The sequence below is a fragment of the Leptotrichia trevisanii DSM 22070 genome (assembly GCF_000482505.1).
GTDB lineage: Bacteria > Fusobacteriota > Fusobacteriia > Fusobacteriales > Leptotrichiaceae > Leptotrichia > Leptotrichia trevisanii.
Genome location: NZ_AXVL01000009.1, coordinates 1 through 19,965 on the forward strand (window position 1 = coordinate 1; position 19,965 = coordinate 19,965).

The 19,965-nt window shown below is 30.4% G+C and carries 19 protein-coding genes and 1 pseudogene; 8 read left to right on the plus strand and 12 right to left on the minus strand.

Annotated features, from left to right (window positions below; genetic code table 11):
• Nucleotides 1-497 precede the first annotated feature (497 nt).
• The 3 genes from K324_RS0102315 to K324_RS0102325 all read right to left on the minus strand — a co-directional run bounded on the left by K324_RS0102315 (nucleotide 498) and on the right by K324_RS0102325 (nucleotide 3,791).
• Nucleotides 498-1,181 carry a DUF6320 domain-containing protein gene (locus tag K324_RS0102315; protein ID WP_026747729.1) on the minus strand — a complete coding sequence of 228 codons (684 nt, stop codon included), beginning with the start codon at nucleotides 1,179-1,181 and terminating at the stop codon, nucleotides 498-500.
• A 123-nt stretch (nucleotides 1,182-1,304) separates the two neighbouring features.
• On the minus strand, nucleotides 1,305-2,714 hold the full coding sequence (locus K324_RS0102320) for a hypothetical protein (protein WP_026747730.1): 1,410 nt from the start codon (nucleotides 2,712-2,714) through the stop codon (nucleotides 1,305-1,307).
• Between the two features lie 225 nt (nucleotides 2,715-2,939).
• Entirely contained in the window at nucleotides 2,940-3,791 is an 852-nt protein-coding gene (locus K324_RS0102325; protein ID WP_026747731.1) for a patatin-like phospholipase family protein, read from the minus strand.
• A 292-nt stretch (nucleotides 3,792-4,083) separates the two neighbouring features.
• Between K324_RS0102325 and K324_RS0102330 the strand changes: the two genes are divergently transcribed.
• Together K324_RS0102330 and K324_RS0102335 are read left to right on the plus strand one after the other, a co-directional pair.
• Nucleotides 4,084-4,521, plus strand: a complete 438-nt coding sequence (locus K324_RS0102330; RefSeq protein ID WP_026747732.1) for a Dps family protein — start codon at nucleotides 4,084-4,086, stop codon at nucleotides 4,519-4,521.
• Between the two features lie 153 nt (nucleotides 4,522-4,674).
• Nucleotides 4,675-6,195: a YifB family Mg chelatase-like AAA ATPase gene (locus K324_RS0102335; RefSeq protein WP_026747733.1), complete on the plus strand. Its 1,521-nt coding sequence runs from the start codon at nucleotides 4,675-4,677 to the stop codon at nucleotides 6,193-6,195.
• A gap of 60 nt (nucleotides 6,196-6,255) precedes the next feature.
• Here K324_RS0102335 and yihA read toward each other — a convergent pair whose 3' ends face one another.
• The 3 genes from yihA to coaE form a co-directional block, all read right to left on the minus strand.
• Nucleotides 6,256-6,843, minus strand: coding sequence for a ribosome biogenesis GTP-binding protein YihA/YsxC (gene yihA, locus K324_RS0102340; RefSeq protein ID WP_026747734.1), 588 nt, complete (start codon nucleotides 6,841-6,843; stop codon nucleotides 6,256-6,258).
• Between the two features lie 34 nt (nucleotides 6,844-6,877).
• On the minus strand, nucleotides 6,878-7,678 hold the full coding sequence (locus K324_RS0102345; protein WP_026747735.1) for an LCP family protein: 801 nt from the start codon (nucleotides 7,676-7,678) through the stop codon (nucleotides 6,878-6,880).
• A gap of 177 nt (nucleotides 7,679-7,855) precedes the next feature.
• Complete coding sequence (gene coaE / locus K324_RS0102350; RefSeq protein WP_026747736.1) at nucleotides 7,856-8,464, minus strand: dephospho-CoA kinase; 609 nt, start codon at nucleotides 8,462-8,464, stop codon at nucleotides 7,856-7,858.
• Between the two features lie 376 nt (nucleotides 8,465-8,840).
• Here coaE and K324_RS0102355 point away from each other — a divergent pair, with 376 nt between their 5' ends.
• The 6 genes from K324_RS0102355 (at nucleotide 8,841) to nadR (ending at nucleotide 13,757) form a co-directional block, all read left to right on the plus strand.
• Nucleotides 8,841-9,242 carry an acetyl-CoA carboxylase biotin carboxyl carrier protein gene (locus tag K324_RS0102355; RefSeq protein ID WP_026747737.1) on the plus strand — a complete coding sequence of 134 codons (402 nt, stop codon included), beginning with the start codon at nucleotides 8,841-8,843 and terminating at the stop codon, nucleotides 9,240-9,242.
• Between the two features lie 123 nt (nucleotides 9,243-9,365).
• A complete protein-coding gene (accC, locus tag K324_RS0102360; RefSeq protein ID WP_026747738.1) occupies nucleotides 9,366-10,721 on the plus strand; it encodes an acetyl-CoA carboxylase biotin carboxylase subunit in 1,356 nt (451 codons plus the stop codon).
• A gap of 93 nt (nucleotides 10,722-10,814) precedes the next feature.
• Nucleotides 10,815-11,210: an Asp23/Gls24 family envelope stress response protein gene (locus K324_RS0102365; protein ID WP_026747739.1), complete on the plus strand. Its 396-nt coding sequence runs from the start codon at nucleotides 10,815-10,817 to the stop codon at nucleotides 11,208-11,210.
• Nucleotides 11,211-11,347: 137 nt separating this feature from the next.
• On the plus strand, nucleotides 11,348-11,998 hold the full coding sequence (amaP, locus tag K324_RS0102370; protein ID WP_026747740.1) for an alkaline shock response membrane anchor protein AmaP: 651 nt from the start codon (nucleotides 11,348-11,350) through the stop codon (nucleotides 11,996-11,998).
• Entirely contained in the window at nucleotides 11,998-12,411 is a 414-nt protein-coding gene (gene nusB / locus K324_RS0102375) for a transcription antitermination factor NusB (protein ID WP_026747741.1), read from the plus strand. The genes amaP and nusB overlap by 1 nt, the downstream gene beginning before the upstream one ends.
• Nucleotides 12,412-12,644: 233 nt before the next feature.
• Nucleotides 12,645-13,757, plus strand: coding sequence for a multifunctional transcriptional regulator/nicotinamide-nucleotide adenylyltransferase/ribosylnicotinamide kinase NadR (nadR, locus tag K324_RS0102380; protein WP_026747742.1), 1,113 nt, complete (start codon nucleotides 12,645-12,647; stop codon nucleotides 13,755-13,757).
• Between the two features lie 197 nt (nucleotides 13,758-13,954).
• Here nadR and K324_RS15665 read toward each other — a convergent pair whose 3' ends face one another.
• The 6 genes and pseudogenes from K324_RS15665 to K324_RS0102410 form a co-directional block, all read right to left on the minus strand.
• Nucleotides 13,955-14,452: a ferritin gene (locus K324_RS15665; protein ID WP_026747743.1), complete on the minus strand. Its 498-nt coding sequence runs from the start codon at nucleotides 14,450-14,452 to the stop codon at nucleotides 13,955-13,957.
• A 12-nt stretch (nucleotides 14,453-14,464) separates the two neighbouring features.
• Nucleotides 14,465-14,824, minus strand: a pseudogene (locus K324_RS15670) (Fur family transcriptional regulator); the annotation flags it as partial.
• A gap of 204 nt (nucleotides 14,825-15,028) precedes the next feature.
• Nucleotides 15,029-16,735 (minus strand): sensor histidine kinase, encoded by a 1,707-nt coding sequence (locus K324_RS0102395; protein WP_026747744.1) that lies wholly within the window; start codon nucleotides 16,733-16,735, stop codon nucleotides 15,029-15,031.
• A gap of 1 nt (nucleotide 16,736) precedes the next feature.
• Complete coding sequence (locus tag K324_RS0102400; RefSeq protein WP_026747745.1) at nucleotides 16,737-18,335, minus strand: subtype B tannase; 1,599 nt, start codon at nucleotides 18,333-18,335, stop codon at nucleotides 16,737-16,739.
• Nucleotides 18,336-18,554: 219 nt separating this feature from the next.
• Entirely contained in the window at nucleotides 18,555-18,929 is a 375-nt protein-coding gene (rplQ, locus tag K324_RS0102405; RefSeq protein WP_026747746.1) for a 50S ribosomal protein L17, read from the minus strand.
• A 53-nt stretch (nucleotides 18,930-18,982) separates the two neighbouring features.
• Nucleotides 18,983-19,957 carry a DNA-directed RNA polymerase subunit alpha gene (locus tag K324_RS0102410; RefSeq protein WP_026747747.1) on the minus strand — a complete coding sequence of 325 codons (975 nt, stop codon included), beginning with the start codon at nucleotides 19,955-19,957 and terminating at the stop codon, nucleotides 18,983-18,985.
• Nucleotides 19,958-19,965 lie beyond the last annotated feature (8 nt).

Here is a 19,965-nt window from a genome sequence, read left to right on the forward strand (position 1 = left end):
AGAGGCAATTGATGCTTTCAGGAAAAACATTGCCGTGTCAAGATATTCATTTTATCAAAGGCAGATGTACAGGACTTTCGGGATGAATCCTTTCTACTGTCCAGCATGCAAGGTTAAAATGATTGTATGGGAATTTTATCATTACAGATATCCGCCCCTCAAAAAATACTATTAATATTTTATTAATCCAACTAGGTTGGATATTTTGTCGTAGACATTTGTATATTTATTTGACAAAAGAAAAGGAAAAGAGGCTGACGCCTCTTTTAAAATTATCAAATATATCAGTAAATACCTAAAAAATATGAATTTAATTTCCTTATAAAAAAATAAAGGCTATTTTAATTATTTTTCGATGTTGGTTACACGTTGGTTACTTATGTATATTTTATTCCCATTTTTACTGACTTTTTAGCTAAAAAAGAGTTTGTTCTTCAACTCCTTTTTAAATATGCTATCACAAGGGTAGCATATTTTTTTATACCAATATTACTATATCATCTATGCAATCTCCGCTTAAACTCCTCTTTATAAGACTTATACGCATATCTTAGCATTATGCTCAAAATAAATAACGGAATTGATGAAAATATACTCCAAGTCATTTTTTTACTTATAATTAGCTCCAAAATTAGAAGAAATATTCCAACGAAAAAAATGAAAAAATTTAGTATCTTTAATCTGTCACTCTTATGCTTATCCCAGACATATGAAAAAACAAGACTAATAAGATAAAGAGCAATAACAATAGGAATTCCACGCTTTATACTCCAAGTCAACTTTTTATCTCCAAAATCAAGCAATAAAAAATAAATTATAAATCCGCTTAATAATAAAAACAGATTTGTCCTCATTCTGTACGAATCTAGAAAAACAAATAATCCCAGATCAAATATTAAAATAGACGGAATCGCATAGTAGCCCCATTCCAATTTTCCATACATTATTAGATTTTGAAAAAGGACTTCCAGAATTGAAATTATTGAAATTGTAAAAAATGATAAAAATACAGCCTTTTTTACTTTTTTCATTTTCATTTCATACAAGTTTATATTAATCATCGGATATTCCTTCATAAATTCTTTCTCTTCCAGCCCCTTTATCTCAGGAACAGCTGTTTCACATAACGGACATCTTTCTGCTCCATCTTCCAGTTCCACTCCACATTTTATACAATACATATTTATCCCCTATTTTTTATAATAATTCTACCTTTAAACTGAACTCTAAAATTACACTGCTCTGTTCAAATCCAGAGTTTCTGTAATTTTATCGTTTTAATCTTAAAAAAATTCGTTTATACTTTAAAAATAATTTGTAATAATCTTGGATTTTATTCCTCTCTTTCTTAAATAAACAAAAAAATCCCTCTCAATATCATAATTTGCAGTTAAATTTCCAAAATTTACATAAACCTTGTTACAGTCGCTTATAACTCCCATCTTGATTTTGCATCTTTTACTTGGTGGTGGTAAAAATCGGAATCCTTTTAAGTATTTTTCATATTTTTTATTAATTCTGAAAACTCCTAAATTTGAAAATCCTGTTGTATAGCCACGTTCTCCGTAGTAGTCAAATATGAATGGGAAAAACATACGTTTTATCAAATACGGAACAGATTTTATTATTATATTCTGCACTGGATTCATTGCCTTATATATGCTTTTGTAAAATTCTTTTTTTGTAATTTTTAGGGCAAAATAGTTATCCAGATAAGTTATGATTTCAGAGAGGGAATATGCACCCAGACTTGCGTCCACGCTAGGAGTTATGTTTATAAAAAAATTTCTGTATGTAGTTTCTTCAAAAATTTTTCGTAGATCAACTGGTACTCCAATCACAATTGGATTTTTGGCTTGTGAATACCTATCCAGCAAAATTTTAAAATATACTGAGAGAAGATATTTCCCAATAGTAGTCCCATATTTTTTACTCTCCTCCTTCAGGCTTTCCACATCAATTTCTCCAGTTGTAATATGGTACTGCCCCTTTTCCAGTATTTTCATTGGCAAATGAAATGCTGACTTTATCGTAGTTTCCTTGCTCACTTTCCGCATATATTTTTCATAAAGGTCGACATACTCGTTTTTTTGAGAATTTTTCAACACACTATCATTTCCCAGCAATTCTCTTGTTTTTTCAAAAAAGTTTTTTTCAAATTTCTTATTTTCAAAATCTTTTTCATTTTTATTTATCTTTTTTCCAAAATTAATTATTTTATTTATTTTTTCAATTTCTATTTCCTTCTTTTTTTCAGTCTTATCAATTAAATTATCCTTTTTATCTTTTTCAACATTTTCCCAAAAATACTTTTTCTCCAAATATTCTTCAATCAAATCCTGAAAAAATAACGCCGCACCTTTTCCATCGGTCAAAAAATGTGCTATTTCTATCGACAATTTATTATTAAAATAAATGATTCTCAGTGGATTATCCTTCTGTATATCCGTACAAGGATAAGTTTTTTCCTCCTCAATCATAAAATGAGCCTTTTTCTGCTGCAAATAATTCCAGAAAATCCCCTTTTTTAGCTCAGAATTGTAAAACGGATACTTCTTTTCAAGCAAAATCGCCACTTTTTCCAATATTTCCAAATCAATATTTTCAGAAAATAATGCCGAAAGTCGAAAACACGTAGTTCTACCTTCACTAATTATCGAAGAATAAGTTTTTGCAAAAGCGTCCAGTTCATACCAGATTTTTTCATTTTTCACATTTATCCTCTTCCATTTTATTTATTTTACTTCTAGTACTATTTCCCATTTAAATAGCGAATGTTTAAAAAATTTTGAATTGCATACTATTTAATAATGAATTAAAACTTCTTGTCCTTGATGACATAGTTCCTATTTTCTAATGGAATTTAGTATTAAATTATTTTGTTTAATAATGGTTTTTCCTATTTTATAAATGCTTAAGTATAAGCAATCAAAAAATCATTACTTTTCCAAGTATTTTTTCAATCTTTCATAATTTTTTTTCGCTGTTTCATAACCAATACTATACACTTCCAAAAGTTTCTTCTTATTTTTCTCAATTCTCCCAAGTGTCAGTTCCACTTCTGGACGAATCACAAAAATTTCTCCTTTTGCCTCCAGCTCGCCAATATAATCAAGCACTTCATTATATCGGCTATATCTTGTATTCATAAGCTCTACAAATTTAGGAAACTTTTTATATCTTATCCCAGTAATTTTACCCAATGCACTTTGTTTTTTTCTATAACTTTTATCACGTGTCAAGACAACCACATTTTTTGTATTTCCATTTTCCATAGACTTTTTAATCGGTATTGAATCAGAAACTCCGCCATCCAGATAAACATTCCCATTAATATTAACCATTCTGGCAAGTAACGGCAAAGAACTTGAAGCCCTTACATAAACAGTATCCTTGTCAAAATCCTTAACTTCAGGATATTCCGCCTCCCCAGTTTCACAATTTGTAATTACCACCTGAAATTTTGTCTTATTTTTCATAAATGTTTTGTTGTCAATCGGATTCAGTTTATTCGGAATCTCATTATAAACTAAATCCACATCAAATAAATCCCCTGTTTTAAACAAGCTATAAAGCGTGCAGTATCTTTTGTCATCCAGATAGTCAACAGACACATTAAACGCCCTCTTATGTTGTTTTGCCAAATAGCTGCAGGCATGGCAAGCTCCCGCAGATACCCCTATGCAATTATCAAATTCAATATTTTTTTCCAAAAAGAAGTCCAGCACCCCTGCCGTAAATATCCCCCGAAGTCCTCCACCTTCCAATACTAACCCATTTTTTTCCTTCATTAATTTCATCCCTTTCAATATTAATTTTTTGTTTTCTCCTATTATACACCCATTCCTTGTATTTTTCTACTTTTTTAATAACTTAATTTTTATTTTTAACTATTCAAATTTTTTAAAATAAATTACTAGAAAAAATTGATTTCTATTAATTATCAAGGTGCAATTAAAATGTAGGTTTATAAGTGTTATACTAAAATTGAGAAAAATGTGTTGACAATCTAACTTTATTTTGGTATAATAAATTTGTAATTATTACAAATATATAAATATTATAAATTAAGGAGTGATAAAAATGTCAAAAACAGTTGAAAAATTAAATCTTTACTTAGCTAACTTGAATGTACTTTACAGAAAGGTTCAAAATTACCACTGGAACATTGTTGGTGCTGGATTCTTTTCTGTTCATGAAAAATTAGAGGAGTATTATGATGCGATAAATGAGCAAATTGATGATGTAGCTGAAAGAATTTTGTCAATAGGAGGACGTCCTTTAGGAACTCTAAAAGACTACTTGGAAATTACAACTATTAAGGAAGCTGAAAATAAGGAAATTTCTATTCCAGAAGCAGTAGCTGATGTGAAAAAAGAATTTGAAGCAATGTTAAAATTAGTGAAGGAAGTAAAAGAAGCGGCTGATGAAGAAAACGACTACGGAACATCTGCATTAGTTGACGAATATATCAGTACATACGAAAAAAACTTATGGATGTTAAACGCATATTTAAAATAAGATTTTTATGAGAAAATTACCAAACAAAGTCATTAAAATTACCTATTATATATATTTAGAGAAAGTCTGTAAAAAGATTTTCTCTTTTTTATTTACAAAATATATAAAAAATGTTATAATTAATTATTAATAAAAAATTAAAAGGGTGAGGTTATGGCAATAAGTTTATTTAGTTGCAGCTATATGGGTGTAGATACTTATGTTGTAGAAGTCGAAGTTGATTTATCCAGAGGACTGCCTGTATTTAATATAGTTGGAATGGGAGATCAGGCGATTTCCGAGAGCAAGGAGCGGATTAGGAGCTGTTTTAAGAATGTGGGGTTTGAATTTCCTGTCAGACGTGTGCTGGTAAATCTGTCGCCTGCAAATATCAGAAAAAAAGGCAGTCATTTCGACTTGAGCATATTCTTAGGAATACTTGCTAATACAGGGCATATTTCAAATATAGACATATTAAAAAAATATCTAATTTTAGGAGAAATTTCCTTAAATGGAAAGATAAAATCAATAAATGGAGCAATAAATGCTACAATTCTAGCAAAAGAAACAGATTTTAAAGGTGTTGTCGTCCCAATGGAAAATTATAATGAAGCAAAATTAATTTCAGGTGTGGAAATTATCCCTGTTGATGAAATAACAGAATTGCTAGATTTTCTGGAGGGAAAAATTGATGTGGAAACATTGTGCGAAAAAGCTGTCGAGATGAACACTTCAAAATTGGAAAAAGATGAAAACTTAGACGAAACTGTTGATTTTTCAGATGTAAAAGGGCAACTGCTTGCAAAAAGGGCTTTAGAAATTGCAGCGGCTGGTGGACACAATGTATTTCTAATAGGTGATCCTGGTTCAGGCAAGTCAATGCTTGCGAAAAGATTTAACACAATTTTACCTGATATGCCTGAAGAAGAAATTATAGAAACAACCAAAATTTACAGTATTTCAGGAATGTTAAGCCAAAGTGAGCCAATAATTCGTAAACGCCCATTTAGAGCTCCACACTATTCAGCGACACAAGTAGCTCTAGTAGGCGGTGCAAACAGAGTTGGTGAAATTACTTTAGCACTAAATGGAATATTATTTCTAGATGAAATTGGAGAGTTTGAAGGAAAAACATTGGAAACGTTAAGACAGCCGCTCGAAGACGGAAAAATCGTTATTTCAAGAGCAAATTTGAGTGTAACTTATCCAGTAAAAAACATTACAATAACTGCTTCAAATCCTACTCCAAGTGGATATTTCCCTGACAATCCACTATGTAACGACAGCCTAAAAGAAATTAAACGTTACCAGAAAAAATTTTCAGGCCCACTTCTCGACAGAATGGACTTGTATGTGGAAATGCATCAGTTAAAAAAAGATGAGATTTTTGATGAATCCTTATCAGAAAAATCCAAAGAAATTCAAAAAAGAGTGATAAAAGCTCGTGAAGTACAAAAACAACGTTTTAACTCAAATACTTTAAACAGAGATATGAATAAGAAACAGCTAAACAAATATTGTAGAATAGACGAAGAAAGTGAAGAAATTATGAAATCTGCCATTGATAATCTAAAATTATCAGTTAGAATGTTTGACAAAATATTAAAAGTTTCGAGAACAATAGCAGATTTAGACGGTGAAGAAAACATAAAAAAGGAGCATTTGCTAGAAGCTCTCAATTATCGGAGAAAATAATAATAAAAATGTGTAATCAGTCAATTTTATTTGATTAACTACACATTTTTTCATAAATTATTATTTTTCAGTAACTCTTTTTCCTATAAAATCCAATAATTCTTTTCTTCCAGTATTTTTTAATGAAGAATAAAAAAATACATCTTCATTTTTAAACACAAGTTTTTTTCTAATTTCCTTCAACTGCTTAAATTTTTCATTATTCGACAATTTATCAGCCTTTGTAAAGATTATATAATATTCAATTTCAAAATGTTCCAGCCATTTTAACATTTCCATATCCTCATTTGATGGAACTCTACGCAAATCAAGCAATAAAAATACAACTTTTTCACGATTTGACACAAGATAGCTTTCTATTGTTTTCCCCCAATTTCTTTTAACAGCCTCAGGCACTTTTGCAAATCCATATCCCGGCAAATCCACAAAATGAATTTTATTATTTATCAAAAAATAATTGATTAACTGTGTTCTTCCTGGCGTCTTACTCGTTCTTGCCAGATTTTTCCTTTTTGTAAGCGAATTTATAAGTGAAGATTTTCCTACATTTGATCTTCCAATAAAAGAAAATTCCACAATGTTATTAAATTCCGGGTAATCTTTTCCCACAACTGCTGATTTCACAAATTCTGACTTGCTTATTTCCATATTTCACCTCTTTTTTTTTAATTTGTCTACTTTTCTAATTTTTAAATTCTTCCTTTGCATTTTCCAATGAAGTTTCATCAGGCATAAAATACCAGACTCCATTAATCATTCTTCCATCCCCTGTAATTTCGTGCTGCTCAATATCCGAATGATGTATCAGAACTGCTGGTAATGCCGACAGACTTCTAATAGGATTCACCGTTATTTCCATATGTTGCTTTGCATATCCATAAACTTGCGGGATGTATTTCCAGCCAGATGGTGCAGCTATTTTTTTTGCAATCCCTTGAATAACCTGTCTTTGACGCTCATCACGCTTAAAGGCTGTATCACTTTTTCGGTGTCTTGTGTATGCAAGTGCCATTCTCCCCTTCAGATTGTAAACCTGCCCCTGATTAAAGTGAAACACTTCCTGATCAAAATAGTCCTGATTAAAAGTGTGATTTGAAACAACATCCACTCCGTCAATCAAATTCGTCAAGTTCATAACATCTTCAAATCTGAATCGCACGTGATAATTAATTTTTGTATTAAGAAAATTTTCCACAGCGTCAATCGTACACTTTACACCGCCAAAATGGTGCGAATGTGTAATTTTATCCTGCTTATAGTTTTCACAAGGAATTTCAGCATATGTATCACGTGGTATCGAAATCATTTTTATCTGTGCCAAATATGGTATAACTCTTATAACAATAAGCCCATCACTTCTCGATCCTTCCGTTGGTTGATTTGCATAGGCATCTACTCCTATCACAAGAATATTAAATGGTACAGAAAGCCATCCTATAAACGCTACTAAAAATATTCCCAGTATTATAAATACTTTTTTCATTTTTTCACCTCTTAATTCTTACATTTTTATATTTTCTCAATTTTTTTAAGTAATATGTTTCAAATAAAATTTCAATATAATTTTTTTAATAATATCCAAATAAATAAAATTATTTAATACCTATATTTAATTTTATAGACTTCAAAATAACAAATTTTATCCTTAAATTATTCAAAGTTAATTTTTATTTTCAAATGCTATTTCTTTTAAAAAATCATCAACTTTTTTTCTCAATTCCTGAATATTTCCATCATTTTCGATAACAAAATCACTTTTCTTCTTCTTTTCATCCAGGGACATCTGAGAATTAATAATATTCAAGGTTTCCTCATACGTTCTGTCATCCCGCTTTAAAACACGCTGAATTTGTGTATCTGTATTTGCACTGACTAACAGAATGTAATCAAATTCCTTTTCCCATTGGACTTCAAAAAGTAGCTGAATTTCCACAAAAATAATTTTATTTTCTTTTTTATGCCCAAAAATCTTTTCTCGCATAAAATGTAAAATTTCTGGATGCATAATAGAATTTAAAATAAGTCTTTTTTCCTTATTTTTAAAAATAATTTTCCCCAGCTTTTCACGTGAAACAGTATAATTCCCAAAATTATCCTTTTCCAGAACTTCCTTTCCAAAGTTTTCCACAATTTTTTCTACAACCTGTGGAAATCTGATAACTTCGTGAGAAATCACATCCAAATCAATAACCTCATATCCTTTTTCCCGTAAAATCTGACTAACCGTACTTTTCCCAGTCCCAATTCCACCCGTGAGTCCAATAACCATCTCTCTCTCCCTTAAACTTCCTTCCCATAATAAAACTTTTTCTAAAATTCTTTTAATGTTACTAAACTATTTTCATTTTACAAATTTATTATTTCAAATTTTAAAACATAATGTATTTTATACCTTTTTTCATTTATTTGCAACAATTTTTATCTTATCACTTGAATTGATTTTTTTTTTACTTAATAAGAGACGAAAATTTGAAAAATTTTAGGGAAATAATAAAATTTTAAAGGAAAATATGGTATAATAAAGATAAGATTTAAAAAAAGAAAAAATTGAAAAAATACTTACAATATGATAAAATTACATATGCAAAAAAGATTTTTATAGTAATAAAAAGATTTGATTTATAAAATAAAAATGAGGAGGGAATATGGAACTTAAGGATATTCAGGAATTAATGCAAGTTCTAAAAAAGGAAGATTTGGCAGAAATTAAAGTAAGATATGGAAAAGTAAAACTTACATTAACAAATTCTGAAACAGTAAAAACTGTAAATAATCCGACATCAGTGGTAAAAAAAGAAGTGAAAGAAGTTACAAAACCAGCATTGCCAGTAGAAGAAATCATAAAATCAGGCAATGTAGGTAAAATAAAGTTACTAAGCTCAAAAACAGGAACAGTGGTAAAAAAAGGGCAAATTCTTGCCAAAATTAACACAATGGGGATTGATAACGATGTAAAATCAACTGTAAACGGTATTTTAACAGAAATTCTTGTTACAGATGGTTCAGCTGTGGATTTTGCAAAGGAATTATTTAAAATTGAAGTATAATTTACAGTTTTTCTGTCAAATACGAATCTAAGTAGCTCATTCAGATTAATCTTGAGATTCGTTTTTAACAAAGTTTAACTGTAATATGTGAAATAGAAAATCTTTTAGGAGGATAGGATATTAATGTTCAAAAAAATATTAATAGCAAACAGAGGAGAAATTGCTGTTAGGATAATCAGAGCAGCAAGAGAGTTGGGAATAGCGACTGTTGCAGTTTATTCAGAAGCTGACAAGGAATCACTTCACGTAAAGCTGGCTGATGAAGCTATCTGTATCGGAACTGCCAGCAGTGCAGACTCATACTTAAAAATACCCAATATTATTTCGGCGGCACAAATGACAGGAAGTGAAGCAATTCACCCTGGATACGGATTCTTGGCAGAAAATCAAAGATTTGCCGAAATATGTGACAAAAACGAGATTGTCTTTATTGGCCCAAAACCTGAATTAATCAATATGATGGGGGATAAGGCGACAGCAAGGGAAACTGCCATCAAACACAAAGTCCCTATAACAAAAGGTTCAGACGGAATTGTGCCAAATGTGGAAGAAGCCAAAAAAGTTGCACAATGGATAACTTATCCGGTTATGATAAAAGCCACTGCCGGTGGTGGTGGTAAAGGAATGAGAATCGCCCATGATGAAAAGGAACTTGTAGAAAATTACATTGCCGCACAAAATGAAGCAAAGGCAGCATTTGGAAATCCAGATGTCTACATTGAAAAATATGTGGAAGAGCCAAGACACGTAGAAATACAAGTTGTTGGAGATAAATTTGGAAATGTAGTTCATTTAGGTGAAAGAGATTGTTCCATTCAGAGACGGCATCAAAAATTAATAGAGGAATCTCCATCAGCGGGAATTGATGCCAAAACACGTGAAAAAATGGGAAAATTCGCCGCAAAATTGGCAAAAGGTATCGGTTACGACAGTGTTGGAACATTGGAATTCCTTGTTGATAAAAACATGAATTTCTATTTTATGGAAATGAATACCAGAATTCAGGTGGAACACACTGTAAGTGAAGAAATTACTGGTGTTGACTTGATAAAAGAACAAATAAGGGTGGCCGCAGGAGAAAAATTAAGTGTTTCTCAAAAAGATATAAATATTGATGGACACGTGATAGAATGCAGAATTAATGCAGAAGATTCTGAAAATGGATTTTTACCTTCATCTGGAATACTGGAAACATACATTCCATCTGGAGGGATTGGAGTAAGAATCGACTCACATTCTTATCAGAATTATGAAATCCCGCCTTATTACGACTCAATGATAGCAAAACTTATTGTAAAAGGTAAAAACAGGGAAGAAGCCATTGCAAGAATGAAACGTGCCTTAAAGGAATTTATTATAGAAGGTGTTGACACAACTATACCATTCCACTTAAAAGTGCTTGATAATCAAGACTTTAAGAAGGGGACTATCTATACAAACTTTATTGAAACACATTTTAAAGAAGCACTTGGCAAATAACTTATGAAAAAATTTTATAAATCAATAAAAAATCAGATTATTACACATAATTTGATTACTATTTGATAAAAATAAAAATTAGGAGGAATTAAAATGAACGAATTAGGAAATGTAAATATATCGCAGGAAGTGGTAGCAACAATTGCAGAATCAGTAGTATCAGAAATTGAAGGAGTACATAGCCTTGTTGGTGGAACTTCTAAAAATGAAATTGTTAAATTTTTCCAAAATGTATCTTCAGGCGGAAAAGGAATCGAAGTGGAAGTTGGAGAAACTGAATGCACACTAGATTTATATATTGTGGCAAAAATGGGATACAAATTACCTGCACTAGCTGGGGAAATTCAAACAAGAGTGGTAAAGGCAATTACTGAAATGACAGGATTAAAAGTTCAGGAAGTTAATGTTTACATTCAAAAAATTGTAAAAGAAGATAAAAAAGAAGTTATTCAGGCACCTGTAACAGAAACAGCAGAAATTGAAGAATAATAAAAATCATAATATACCCAAGCTCCGTAAAAATCAAATTTTTAAACATATCCGGAGTTTGAGTACACTCTAAAAGAAAGGAGAAGCTGACAAGAAAATACTATAAAAATATGGTATATTTCTGACAGTATATATTAATGATTGCAATATTAGGATTTTTAGCAAGATTATCTGTTATACTTGGATTTATTGGAATTGCATTTTCAAGCATATCAGATATGCTGTTTAGGACTGATTATTTAGGGCAACTTGACAATTTTGTTGATTTAAACAGCCTAAATTTTAAAATTTTAGTTGGGATATTATCAATTATCTATTTAGTTATATTTTCACTTTCATACATCAATAAACTGACAAAATATTCTCAAAATAGAAAAGTTAAAAATAAAAATGGAGAAATTGAAGTTTCCGTCAAAACAATAAATGAAACATCAAAAGACTTTTTAAGTGGGCTTGAAATTATAAAAAATTCAAAAGTAAAGTCATATCCAAGCGGAAAGGCTGTCGTCATAGAAGCTACTGTGGACACTTATAACGTCGATAATCTAAATGAAAAATTGGCAGATATTCAAAACAAGTTATCTGATTATATTTTTCAGGCAACTGGAATTACCGTAAAAAAAAGTAAAGTAAAATTGAAAAAAGTTTTAGGTGAAACAATCATTGAGAAAAAAATCATTGATTCTCCAACTGTTCAAAAGGAAGAAAATACTAATAACGAAAACACAAATCTAAAAAACAAAAATGATGTACAAAATAAGACTTCCCCATCTGGAAAGGAAAATTAATGACACGAAGAGGAATTAGAGAAGAAATATTTAAACTTCTTTTTGAATACGAATTAATTGACAACAATATTGACAAAAGAATAAATGATATAATTAATGAAGAAAGTTTAAAAAAAGATGAAGAAATCGACTTTTTAAGAAGTTATGTTACAGAAATAATTGAAAATCAGAATATTCTAATTGAAAGAATACGGGAAGTGCTAGATGGTTGGACTTATGAACGTTTGGGAACAATAGAAAAAGTTTTATTAAAAATATCTTTTTATGAAATTACTATAAAAGATATAGGATATGAAATAGCAATTAATGAAGTTCTTGAAATTGCAAAAAAATATTCCTACAACGACACAAAAGACTTTTTAAACGGAATTCTTGCAAAATTAGTACAGAATATTAAAGAAGAAAAAAAATAAATGGAAGAATATTTTAAACGAAACAAATAATAAACAAAAAGACTTCTGTATTTACATATGGAAGTTTTTTTAAATATATAGTCATTCTAGTTTAAAATGAGAGTAGGAGTCCATTGTTTTTTATATATTTTTACTCCAATTTTTAAATGGATTGACTATAAATTCTAGATTTTACAGTCTTTACATATAGTAAAATCACTTTTAAACTATACCAGAAAAGGAACTATAAACCAATGAAAAAAATAGGAATAATTATCGGAAAATTTTTCCCGCTTCACATCGGACACGTAAACTTCATTCAAAGAGCCAGTGGAATTGTAGATAGATTGTATGTTGTTATCTCATATTCTGATGATGCTGACGATCTACTTACTTCCAATTCCCGTTTTGTGAAGGAAATCACACCAAAGGACAGATTACGTTTTGTAAAACAGACATTTAAAAACCAGCCTAATATTTCATCTTTTTTATTAGACGAAAACAACTATTCTCAACAGGGCGACAACTGGGAAGAATGGGCAACAGTCTTAAAAAATGAAATCGAAAAAAGAGAAAAGCTAAAAAATGAAAAAGAAATAGACTGGAAAAATGATGTAATTTTCGTAAGTAACCGAGATGAAGACAAGGAATACAATTTAAGACATTTTGGCTCTGAAACAAAGTCAATTGACAAGAATTATATCGAGTACAATGTAAACTCAAAGCAGATACGTGAAAATCCAAGTAAATACTGGGAATTTCTGCCACGTGAAGTAAGAGAACATTTAATTCCTATTATTACAATCTGCGGTGGAGAAAGCAGCGGAAAAAGTGTGATGATAGACAAACTTGCAAATGTTTTTAATACAACTTCGGCTTGGGAATACGGACGTGAATATGTTTTTGAAAAATTAGGCGGAGATGAAGAATCATTACAGTATTCTGACTATGAAAAAATTGTTTTTGGACATCAGTCAAATGTTTTGTATGCCGCAAGAAATGCCAACAAATTTGCACTAATTGACACTGACTACATCACTACCCTAGCCTTTTGTCTAACTTACGAAAAGCGTGATAATCCAATTGTCCGTGAGTTTGTACAAAATTATCGTTTTGATTTGACAATTTTACTTGAAAATAACGTAAAATGGGTAAATGATGGACTGCGTTCAATTGGGGATGATGACAGGCGTGGAAAATTCCAGAATTTATTGAAGGAATTATATAAAGAATATGATATTCAATATATTACTGTAAAATCTAGCAGCTATGAAAAGAGATATTTAGCTTGTAAACATATTATTAAGGCTTATTTAGACGGTGCTGATAATTCACAGCTTCAAGAAATAGCAGATACTTTTATATAAAAAAATAACCTATTACTAAAGTTTTTTCTGATTCTTAGTAAATAGGTTTTTTATTTTTTTGTTTTTTGTAAATTTTAAATTTTTTTTAGATTTGAAAAATAGCTAAATACTTTTACCGTGCCCTCCTTAAATCGTGCATACTTAGCCATTTTTGAAAAACCACTTTATATTATATAATTACCAAATTATACATCCACTTATTCCCTTGTTCCCATTTCCTTGTCTAATAAATATAACGTAGCACTATTATTATCAACATCAAGCGAAACAATTTTATCAATTAATTTTTGAACTTGTTCCTCTTCTTCTTCCTGTTCTTCAGCAAATTCATTTAAGAATACTTCTGCTCCATAATCTCCCAATTCCCTTGCAAGTTTATGAATATTTTCGATAGAGGCTGTTACAGCTTCTTCATGTGCAAGAGCAGCTTCAAATACTTCCTTTACTGACGTAAAGTCCATTTTGGGCTTATCTAGTGCAAAAAATTCAATTTTCCCATTTCTTTTTAATACATAATCATAAAATTTTCTTGAATGTTCAATTTCCTCTTTTGCTTGATTTCCCATCCATTTTGCAAAACCTTCCAATGCTCTTTCGTCAAAGTATGCAGCCATAGCCTGATATTGATAAGAAGCAGCAAGCTCCATATTTATTTGGTTATTTAATAAAACTTCCAATTCTTTATTTAATTTCATTTTCTCTCCAATCTCAATTTCCACATTGCCCAATTTTGACAAATCAAATTTTGATAAATTTACATCAAAGTCAATTATTTCTCCACAAGATTTACACTTGAAATGTCCATGATCCTCTGTAACTACATCATATCTCACTTCATTTTCCTCTATTATGATTTCTTGAATAATGTTATTACTGACAAATATGTTTAATGTGTTGTATACTGTAGTTTTTGATAAAGTTGGCATTTCAGGAGATAAACTTTGGAAAATATCATCAACTGTTGGATGTGTATGATGATCCAGTAGATATTGAAATATCTTCATTCTTTGTACTGAAGGTTTTATTCCATTCTTCTTCAAATATTCACCAACGTTTTCTATATGCATTTTTCCTCCTAATTATTGTTTATTATTTATATTTTAATTTCAATTGAATAGTAAAAACAAATATACACTTGATTAAAATAATTAACTTTCACATTTACTTCATCCTTTGTATCCATTACAATTTTATACCTTTTTCTAAATTTTGTCAATACATTTATTTATTTTTGGTATCAAAGTTTATTTTTTCACTATATTCATAATACTTTAAGATAGCTTATCCAAAGGAATCAAAAAAGTAAAGATGGTTTGCACATCCGGTTCACTCTCCACCAGAATTTCAATGTTATGCCTTATTGCAATTTCCTTTGCAATTGCAAGTCCCAGTCCCATTCCATTTTTATTTTCCTCAGTATTTGACTTATGATAACGGTTAAAAATTTCGCCAATATTTTCAGGATCTATCCCTTTTCCATTATCACAAATTTTAAGTTCATATTTTTTATCCGTTTTCTTTAAAAAAATATCAATTTGCTGATTTTCATTGGAAAATTTTATGGCGTTATCAAGCACAATTATTATCATTTGTCTAATTCTCTGATAATCTCCTGTAAAAAGATAACTTTCAGTTTCAACATTATTTTTATCTGCACAATTAATTTTTATATTTTTTTTATTCGAAATCTGCTTCATACTTCTTACGGCATCATTTATAATTTCAATTAAATTTATCGTACTTTTGTCAATAGAAAAATCTGTATTTTGAAGTTTTGTCAAATCTATCAAGTCATTAACCAGCCTTTGCAAATGGATACTGTCTGACAAAATCTGCTTATTATACTCCTTTAACTGATCAGGCTCGCTAATAATTCCATCACAAATCGCTTCCATCGAACCTCGGATTACAGTTATCGGCGTTCGCAGCTCATGAGAAATATTTGCAATAAAATTTTGACGCATTTTTTCAAAACGTTCACTTTCCTTGGAACTTTTATCCAATTGAATTGCCAGTTTATCAATACTTTTTGCAAGCTCTCCAATTTCATCGCTCTGATTTACATTTGTCGTCACTTCATAATTTCCCTTTGCCAATTCTGTTGTTGTATCACGAATTTTATTAAGTGGCTTTGTAAAGCTGATGGAAAGCCAGACGGCACTGATACTCGCAAGGATGAGAGCTGCTAGAATACTGAAAATGAGCGTATAAATTCCACTTTCAAGAGCCGATGACATATATTTTACTGGTGAATGTAGCAAAACCACTCCTTCAATTGTGTTCCCATTTTTTATTGGAACCGTCACTGTAATCGAATTTTCATTTAACAAATCATTAAAATTTTCTGTTGTAGTCGTTATCCCATTTAATGCCTTTTTTATTGTTTCCTCTGCATTCGGTGGCAATTTTAAGTAGGAAAATGGCTCCTCTTTGTCACTTCTTCCCTGCACAATATTTCCAGTCTTTGCATCCACAATCCAGACTTCCCCCATTGCAATGTCTTCTATCATTCTCATACTTTTAAAAATTTTTATATTGTTATCTTTTTCATCAACTAGCCTATGTTTGTGAAAATGATCGTTTTCATTATTTTCGTTTTGATTTTTTTTATCTTCCCGTATATTTTCTATAATATTAGTTTCAAAAACTTTTCCATTTATATTTCCTATAATTTTAGCTGTTTCACGTCTAAATGGCTTATTGAGATTAGCTTCCTTTGGCGGGGGCATATCTTGTTTTCGCCTATCTTTATTCTCAAGATTCTCATTTCCGTCTTCAAACCACATTTTTGAAAGAGTTGTTGAAATTTTGTAAGCCCTTTCCACCAAGTTTTTCTTATGTAGACTTACAGTATTCTGAATATAGATATATCCAAAAATGCTCCCAATCACAATGGAAAATAACAAAAGCGACAATCCAAAATATGAAAGTAATTTTATGAATATTTTATTTTCAAATTTTATGTCTTTTATTTCCACACTATCTTCCTTCTGCTACAATCTTATCCATCCATTTAAATAACTCATCCAGATCATAGTCTCCTGAATGCGGAGTTGCCCAAGGCGACGCAAAATCAACCTTTTTCCCAAGATTTTCCAATTTTATGGCAAGTATCGCAGGTATTGCAAGTGAAGTATCTTTGTCAATTGCTCCGTGTCTTATTCTCCAGTATTTTACTTTTGAACTTCCAATATAATCCATTGGATTCATCATTTTTATTATTTTTTTATCAGCCATCGTTCCATTTACTGTCGAATGTTCCAGCATATATTCTGTAAAATGCTTATTATTTGTAGTTTTGTCTCCAAATTCATTGTTTTCTCCTGTTGACAAGTCCACATTATCAAAGGCTCCAGGCGTTTTTTGCCTTCCCATATAAGCTATGTATTTATCATAATCCAAATCTACAACTTTCCCATTTTTTATTGTCAAAAAGTCAAATTCCGATAAATCAATTCCTTTTTTCAAAGCCACATTTGCAGAATCAATGTAATACTGTTTAATCTGATTTTTAAAACTTCCATTTCCATCTTTGTCCAATGTCAAAAGTTTACCATTTTTGTCCTTCAATTTCAAACTATTCACATAATCAGGAAACATTTTTTTCAAGTCGTTTGAACGTGAAATTTCATCATCAGTCAATGTACCCTCAGTGTATTTTCTTTCCACATTGTAATCTAACATTGTAATATCAATTTTTTTATATGTTTTCACATCGTTGAACATCCATTCGTAAGCTGTATTCGCATTCTCCAAGTTAGTTATTGGGCAATAAGCTGACACGGCGTAAATATCATCTCTTGCATTCAATGCACCAATTTCCTTTAGATACGGCTCATAATCCCTATTATTCCCAGTTGCACCAAGTAAAGCTGAAACACCTCCTCCAGCACTTGTCCCGTTGGAAATAATTCTATCCGCCCTTCCTGGCATTTTACCATCATTGTAACGCAAATATCTGACAGCTGCCTTCAAATCTACAATTACGGCAGGTGCTTTTCCTGTGTATTTTCCATCCTTTTCCAAAGTTCTACCTCTAGCTCCAGGACTTGCCACAACATACCCATTTGACAGTGCAACTAATGAAGCATCAGGATTTCCGTCTCTTCCGTTTCCAGGAACTCCAGCGGCTCCAGGCATATATCCTCCAATAGTATTCGGGAAAAATATTGGTGCAGTTTTTGCATTATATTTTCCAACTGATTTATTTTTAAAATATTCTTCTGGAATATAGATATTTATAGTTTGATACGCAATATCAACTGGTTTTGCAACATAAACTATATTTTCATAAGCACGATATGTAACTGTTTTTCCATTAACAGTAGCTGTTTTCGTCGTATAACTTTTATTTACATCAAAATTTAAATTATAACCATTTTCTGTTTTATTTGTTATCATATCTTCGGTTATTACTTTTTTATTCATAGGTGCTCCCATTTGTGGCTTTTTATCTTCGTTTTTATTTACTTCAACATTTTTATGATTTTTACTAGAATCTACTAATCCTCTTTCATTATCAGTAGCCATTGAAAAAGCTGAAACCAATAGACTTAATATAATTAATTTTTTTCTCATAAATTCTCTTTCTATTTTACTACATTTTATTTTTTAACAAAAACCTTATAATATTTCCCATTAGAGTAATAGATTTATTATAAATCCTATTTAATAAGGAATCTTAACTCTTTACCAGAAAATAAATAAAATATCTTTTCAAATTTTTTAGTGTACTATAAATAATAAATAAAAAAGGACATAAGTATAAAACCTATGCCTTTTGGTTATTTATAAAAATTATACTAATTCAATAATTGCCAATTCAGCTGAATCTCCACGTCTAACAGCTGTTTTGATGATTCTTGTATAACCACCATTTCTTTCAGCATATTTAGGTGCAATTTCATTAAAGATTTTTGCAACTGCTCCTTCATTTCTTAAAAATGCAAAAGCCTGTCTTCTCAAATGCACTCTTCTTGCTGCATCAGTTGAATTATTATATTTTTTCCCTAAAGTAATTGCTTTCTCAGCAAATTTTCTTAATTCTTTAGCACGAGTTACTGTTGTTTCAATTTGTTCATGTTCTACTAAAGAAATTGTCATATTTTTAAGCATAGCTAATCTGTGATCAGTTCTTCTACCCAGTTTTCTATATGATTTATTATGATTCATTTTCCCTCCTCGTTTAAGATTTTATTCTAAATTCTGGTTTAATTTTTATATGATTATTCATCATTACTTGGATTATCACCTAAATCGTAACCAAGTTCCTTCATTTTATCAATAATTTCATTTAGCGATTTCTTCCCTAAATTCTTAATTTTCAATAATTCATTATAAGTCATTGAAGTTAAATCTGAAATTGTATTTACTCCCGCTTTCTTCAAGCAGTTATAAGAACGTACTGTAAAGTCAAGCTCTTCGATTTTCATATCTTCAATGTTATTTTCATTTTCAGCATCAGTTTCTGTCAATTCATCTTCACTATCTCTGTATTTACTCATACTGTTTCCAATATTTGTAAATGGTTCCAAATGCCAAGTTAATAACTCTACTGCATAAGATAAAGCATCTTTAATTTCGATACTTCCATCTGTTGCAATTTCCAAAATTAACTTGTCATAGTTTGTAACACGTCCAACCATAGTATCTTCAACACTATAATTTACTCTTTTAATAGGTGTATAAATTGCATCAACTGCTAAATATCCTATTGGCCATCCATCCGTATTAATTTCATCAGAAACTACAAATCCTTCTCCAGAATCAACAAGGAATTCTATGTCAATCTGTTTATCAGTTGTTACTGTCATAATAACCTGCTCAGGATTTATAACCCTCAATCCTGGTTCTACTTGAATATCTGCTGCTGTAATTACAGCTGGTCCTTTTACTGAAAGTGTCATTTTCTTTTCACCAGGTTCATCAGCTTCAACTACTATTTCCTTTACGTTCAAAATAATGTCTGTAACTGCTTCTTTTGCGCCCTCAATTGTAGAAAATTCATTTAGCACACCTTCAATTTTAATTCCTTTTATTGCAGTCCCTGGAATTGATGATAATAATATTCTTCTAAGTGCATTTCCAATAGTATTTCCATATCCTCTGTATAGAGGCTCTAGTGTGTACTTTGCTGTATAATTATCTTCTTTTTCTTCAGTTAATCTTACATTTTTAGCTATTTTTTCAATATTTAACAAGCTAATTC

Bases quoted from the DNA above. Each gene is read 5' to 3' on its own strand.
- K324_RS0102355 (WP_026747737.1), top strand. From the start codon at position 8,841: ATGGAACTTAAGGATATTCAGGAATTAATGCAAGTTCTAAAAAAGGAA.
- K324_RS0102315 (WP_026747729.1), bottom strand. From the start codon at position 1,181: ATGTATTGTATAAAATGTGGAGTGGAACTGGAAGATGGAGCAGAAAGA.
- nadR (WP_026747742.1), top strand. From the start codon at position 12,645: ATGAAAAAAATAGGAATAATTATCGGAAAATTTTTCCCGCTTCACATC.
- K324_RS0102330 (WP_026747732.1), top strand. From the start codon at position 4,084: ATGTCAAAAACAGTTGAAAAATTAAATCTTTACTTAGCTAACTTGAAT.
- coaE (WP_026747736.1), bottom strand. From the start codon at position 8,464: ATGGTTATTGGACTCACGGGTGGAATTGGGACTGGGAAAAGTACGGTT.
- K324_RS0102335 (WP_026747733.1), top strand. From the start codon at position 4,675: ATGGCAATAAGTTTATTTAGTTGCAGCTATATGGGTGTAGATACTTAT.
- K324_RS0102345 (WP_026747735.1), bottom strand. From the start codon at position 7,678: ATGAAAAAAGTATTTATAATACTGGGAATATTTTTAGTAGCGTTTATA.
- yihA (WP_026747734.1), bottom strand. From the start codon at position 6,843: ATGGAAATAAGCAAGTCAGAATTTGTGAAATCAGCAGTTGTGGGAAAA.
- rplQ (WP_026747746.1), bottom strand. From the start codon at position 18,929: ATGAATCATAATAAATCATATAGAAAACTGGGTAGAAGAACTGATCAC.
- amaP (WP_026747740.1), top strand. From the start codon at position 11,348: ATGATTGCAATATTAGGATTTTTAGCAAGATTATCTGTTATACTTGGA.
- K324_RS0102325 (WP_026747731.1), bottom strand. From the start codon at position 3,791: ATGAAGGAAAAAAATGGGTTAGTATTGGAAGGTGGAGGACTTCGGGGG.
- K324_RS15665 (WP_026747743.1), bottom strand. From the start codon at position 14,452: ATGAAATTAAATAAAGAATTGGAAGTTTTATTAAATAACCAAATAAAT.
- nusB (WP_026747741.1), top strand. From the start codon at position 11,998: ATGACACGAAGAGGAATTAGAGAAGAAATATTTAAACTTCTTTTTGAA.
- K324_RS0102365 (WP_026747739.1), top strand. From the start codon at position 10,815: ATGAACGAATTAGGAAATGTAAATATATCGCAGGAAGTGGTAGCAACA.
- K324_RS0102400 (WP_026747745.1), bottom strand. From the start codon at position 18,335: ATGAGAAAAAAATTAATTATATTAAGTCTATTGGTTTCAGCTTTTTCA.
- accC (WP_026747738.1), top strand. From the start codon at position 9,366: ATGTTCAAAAAAATATTAATAGCAAACAGAGGAGAAATTGCTGTTAGG.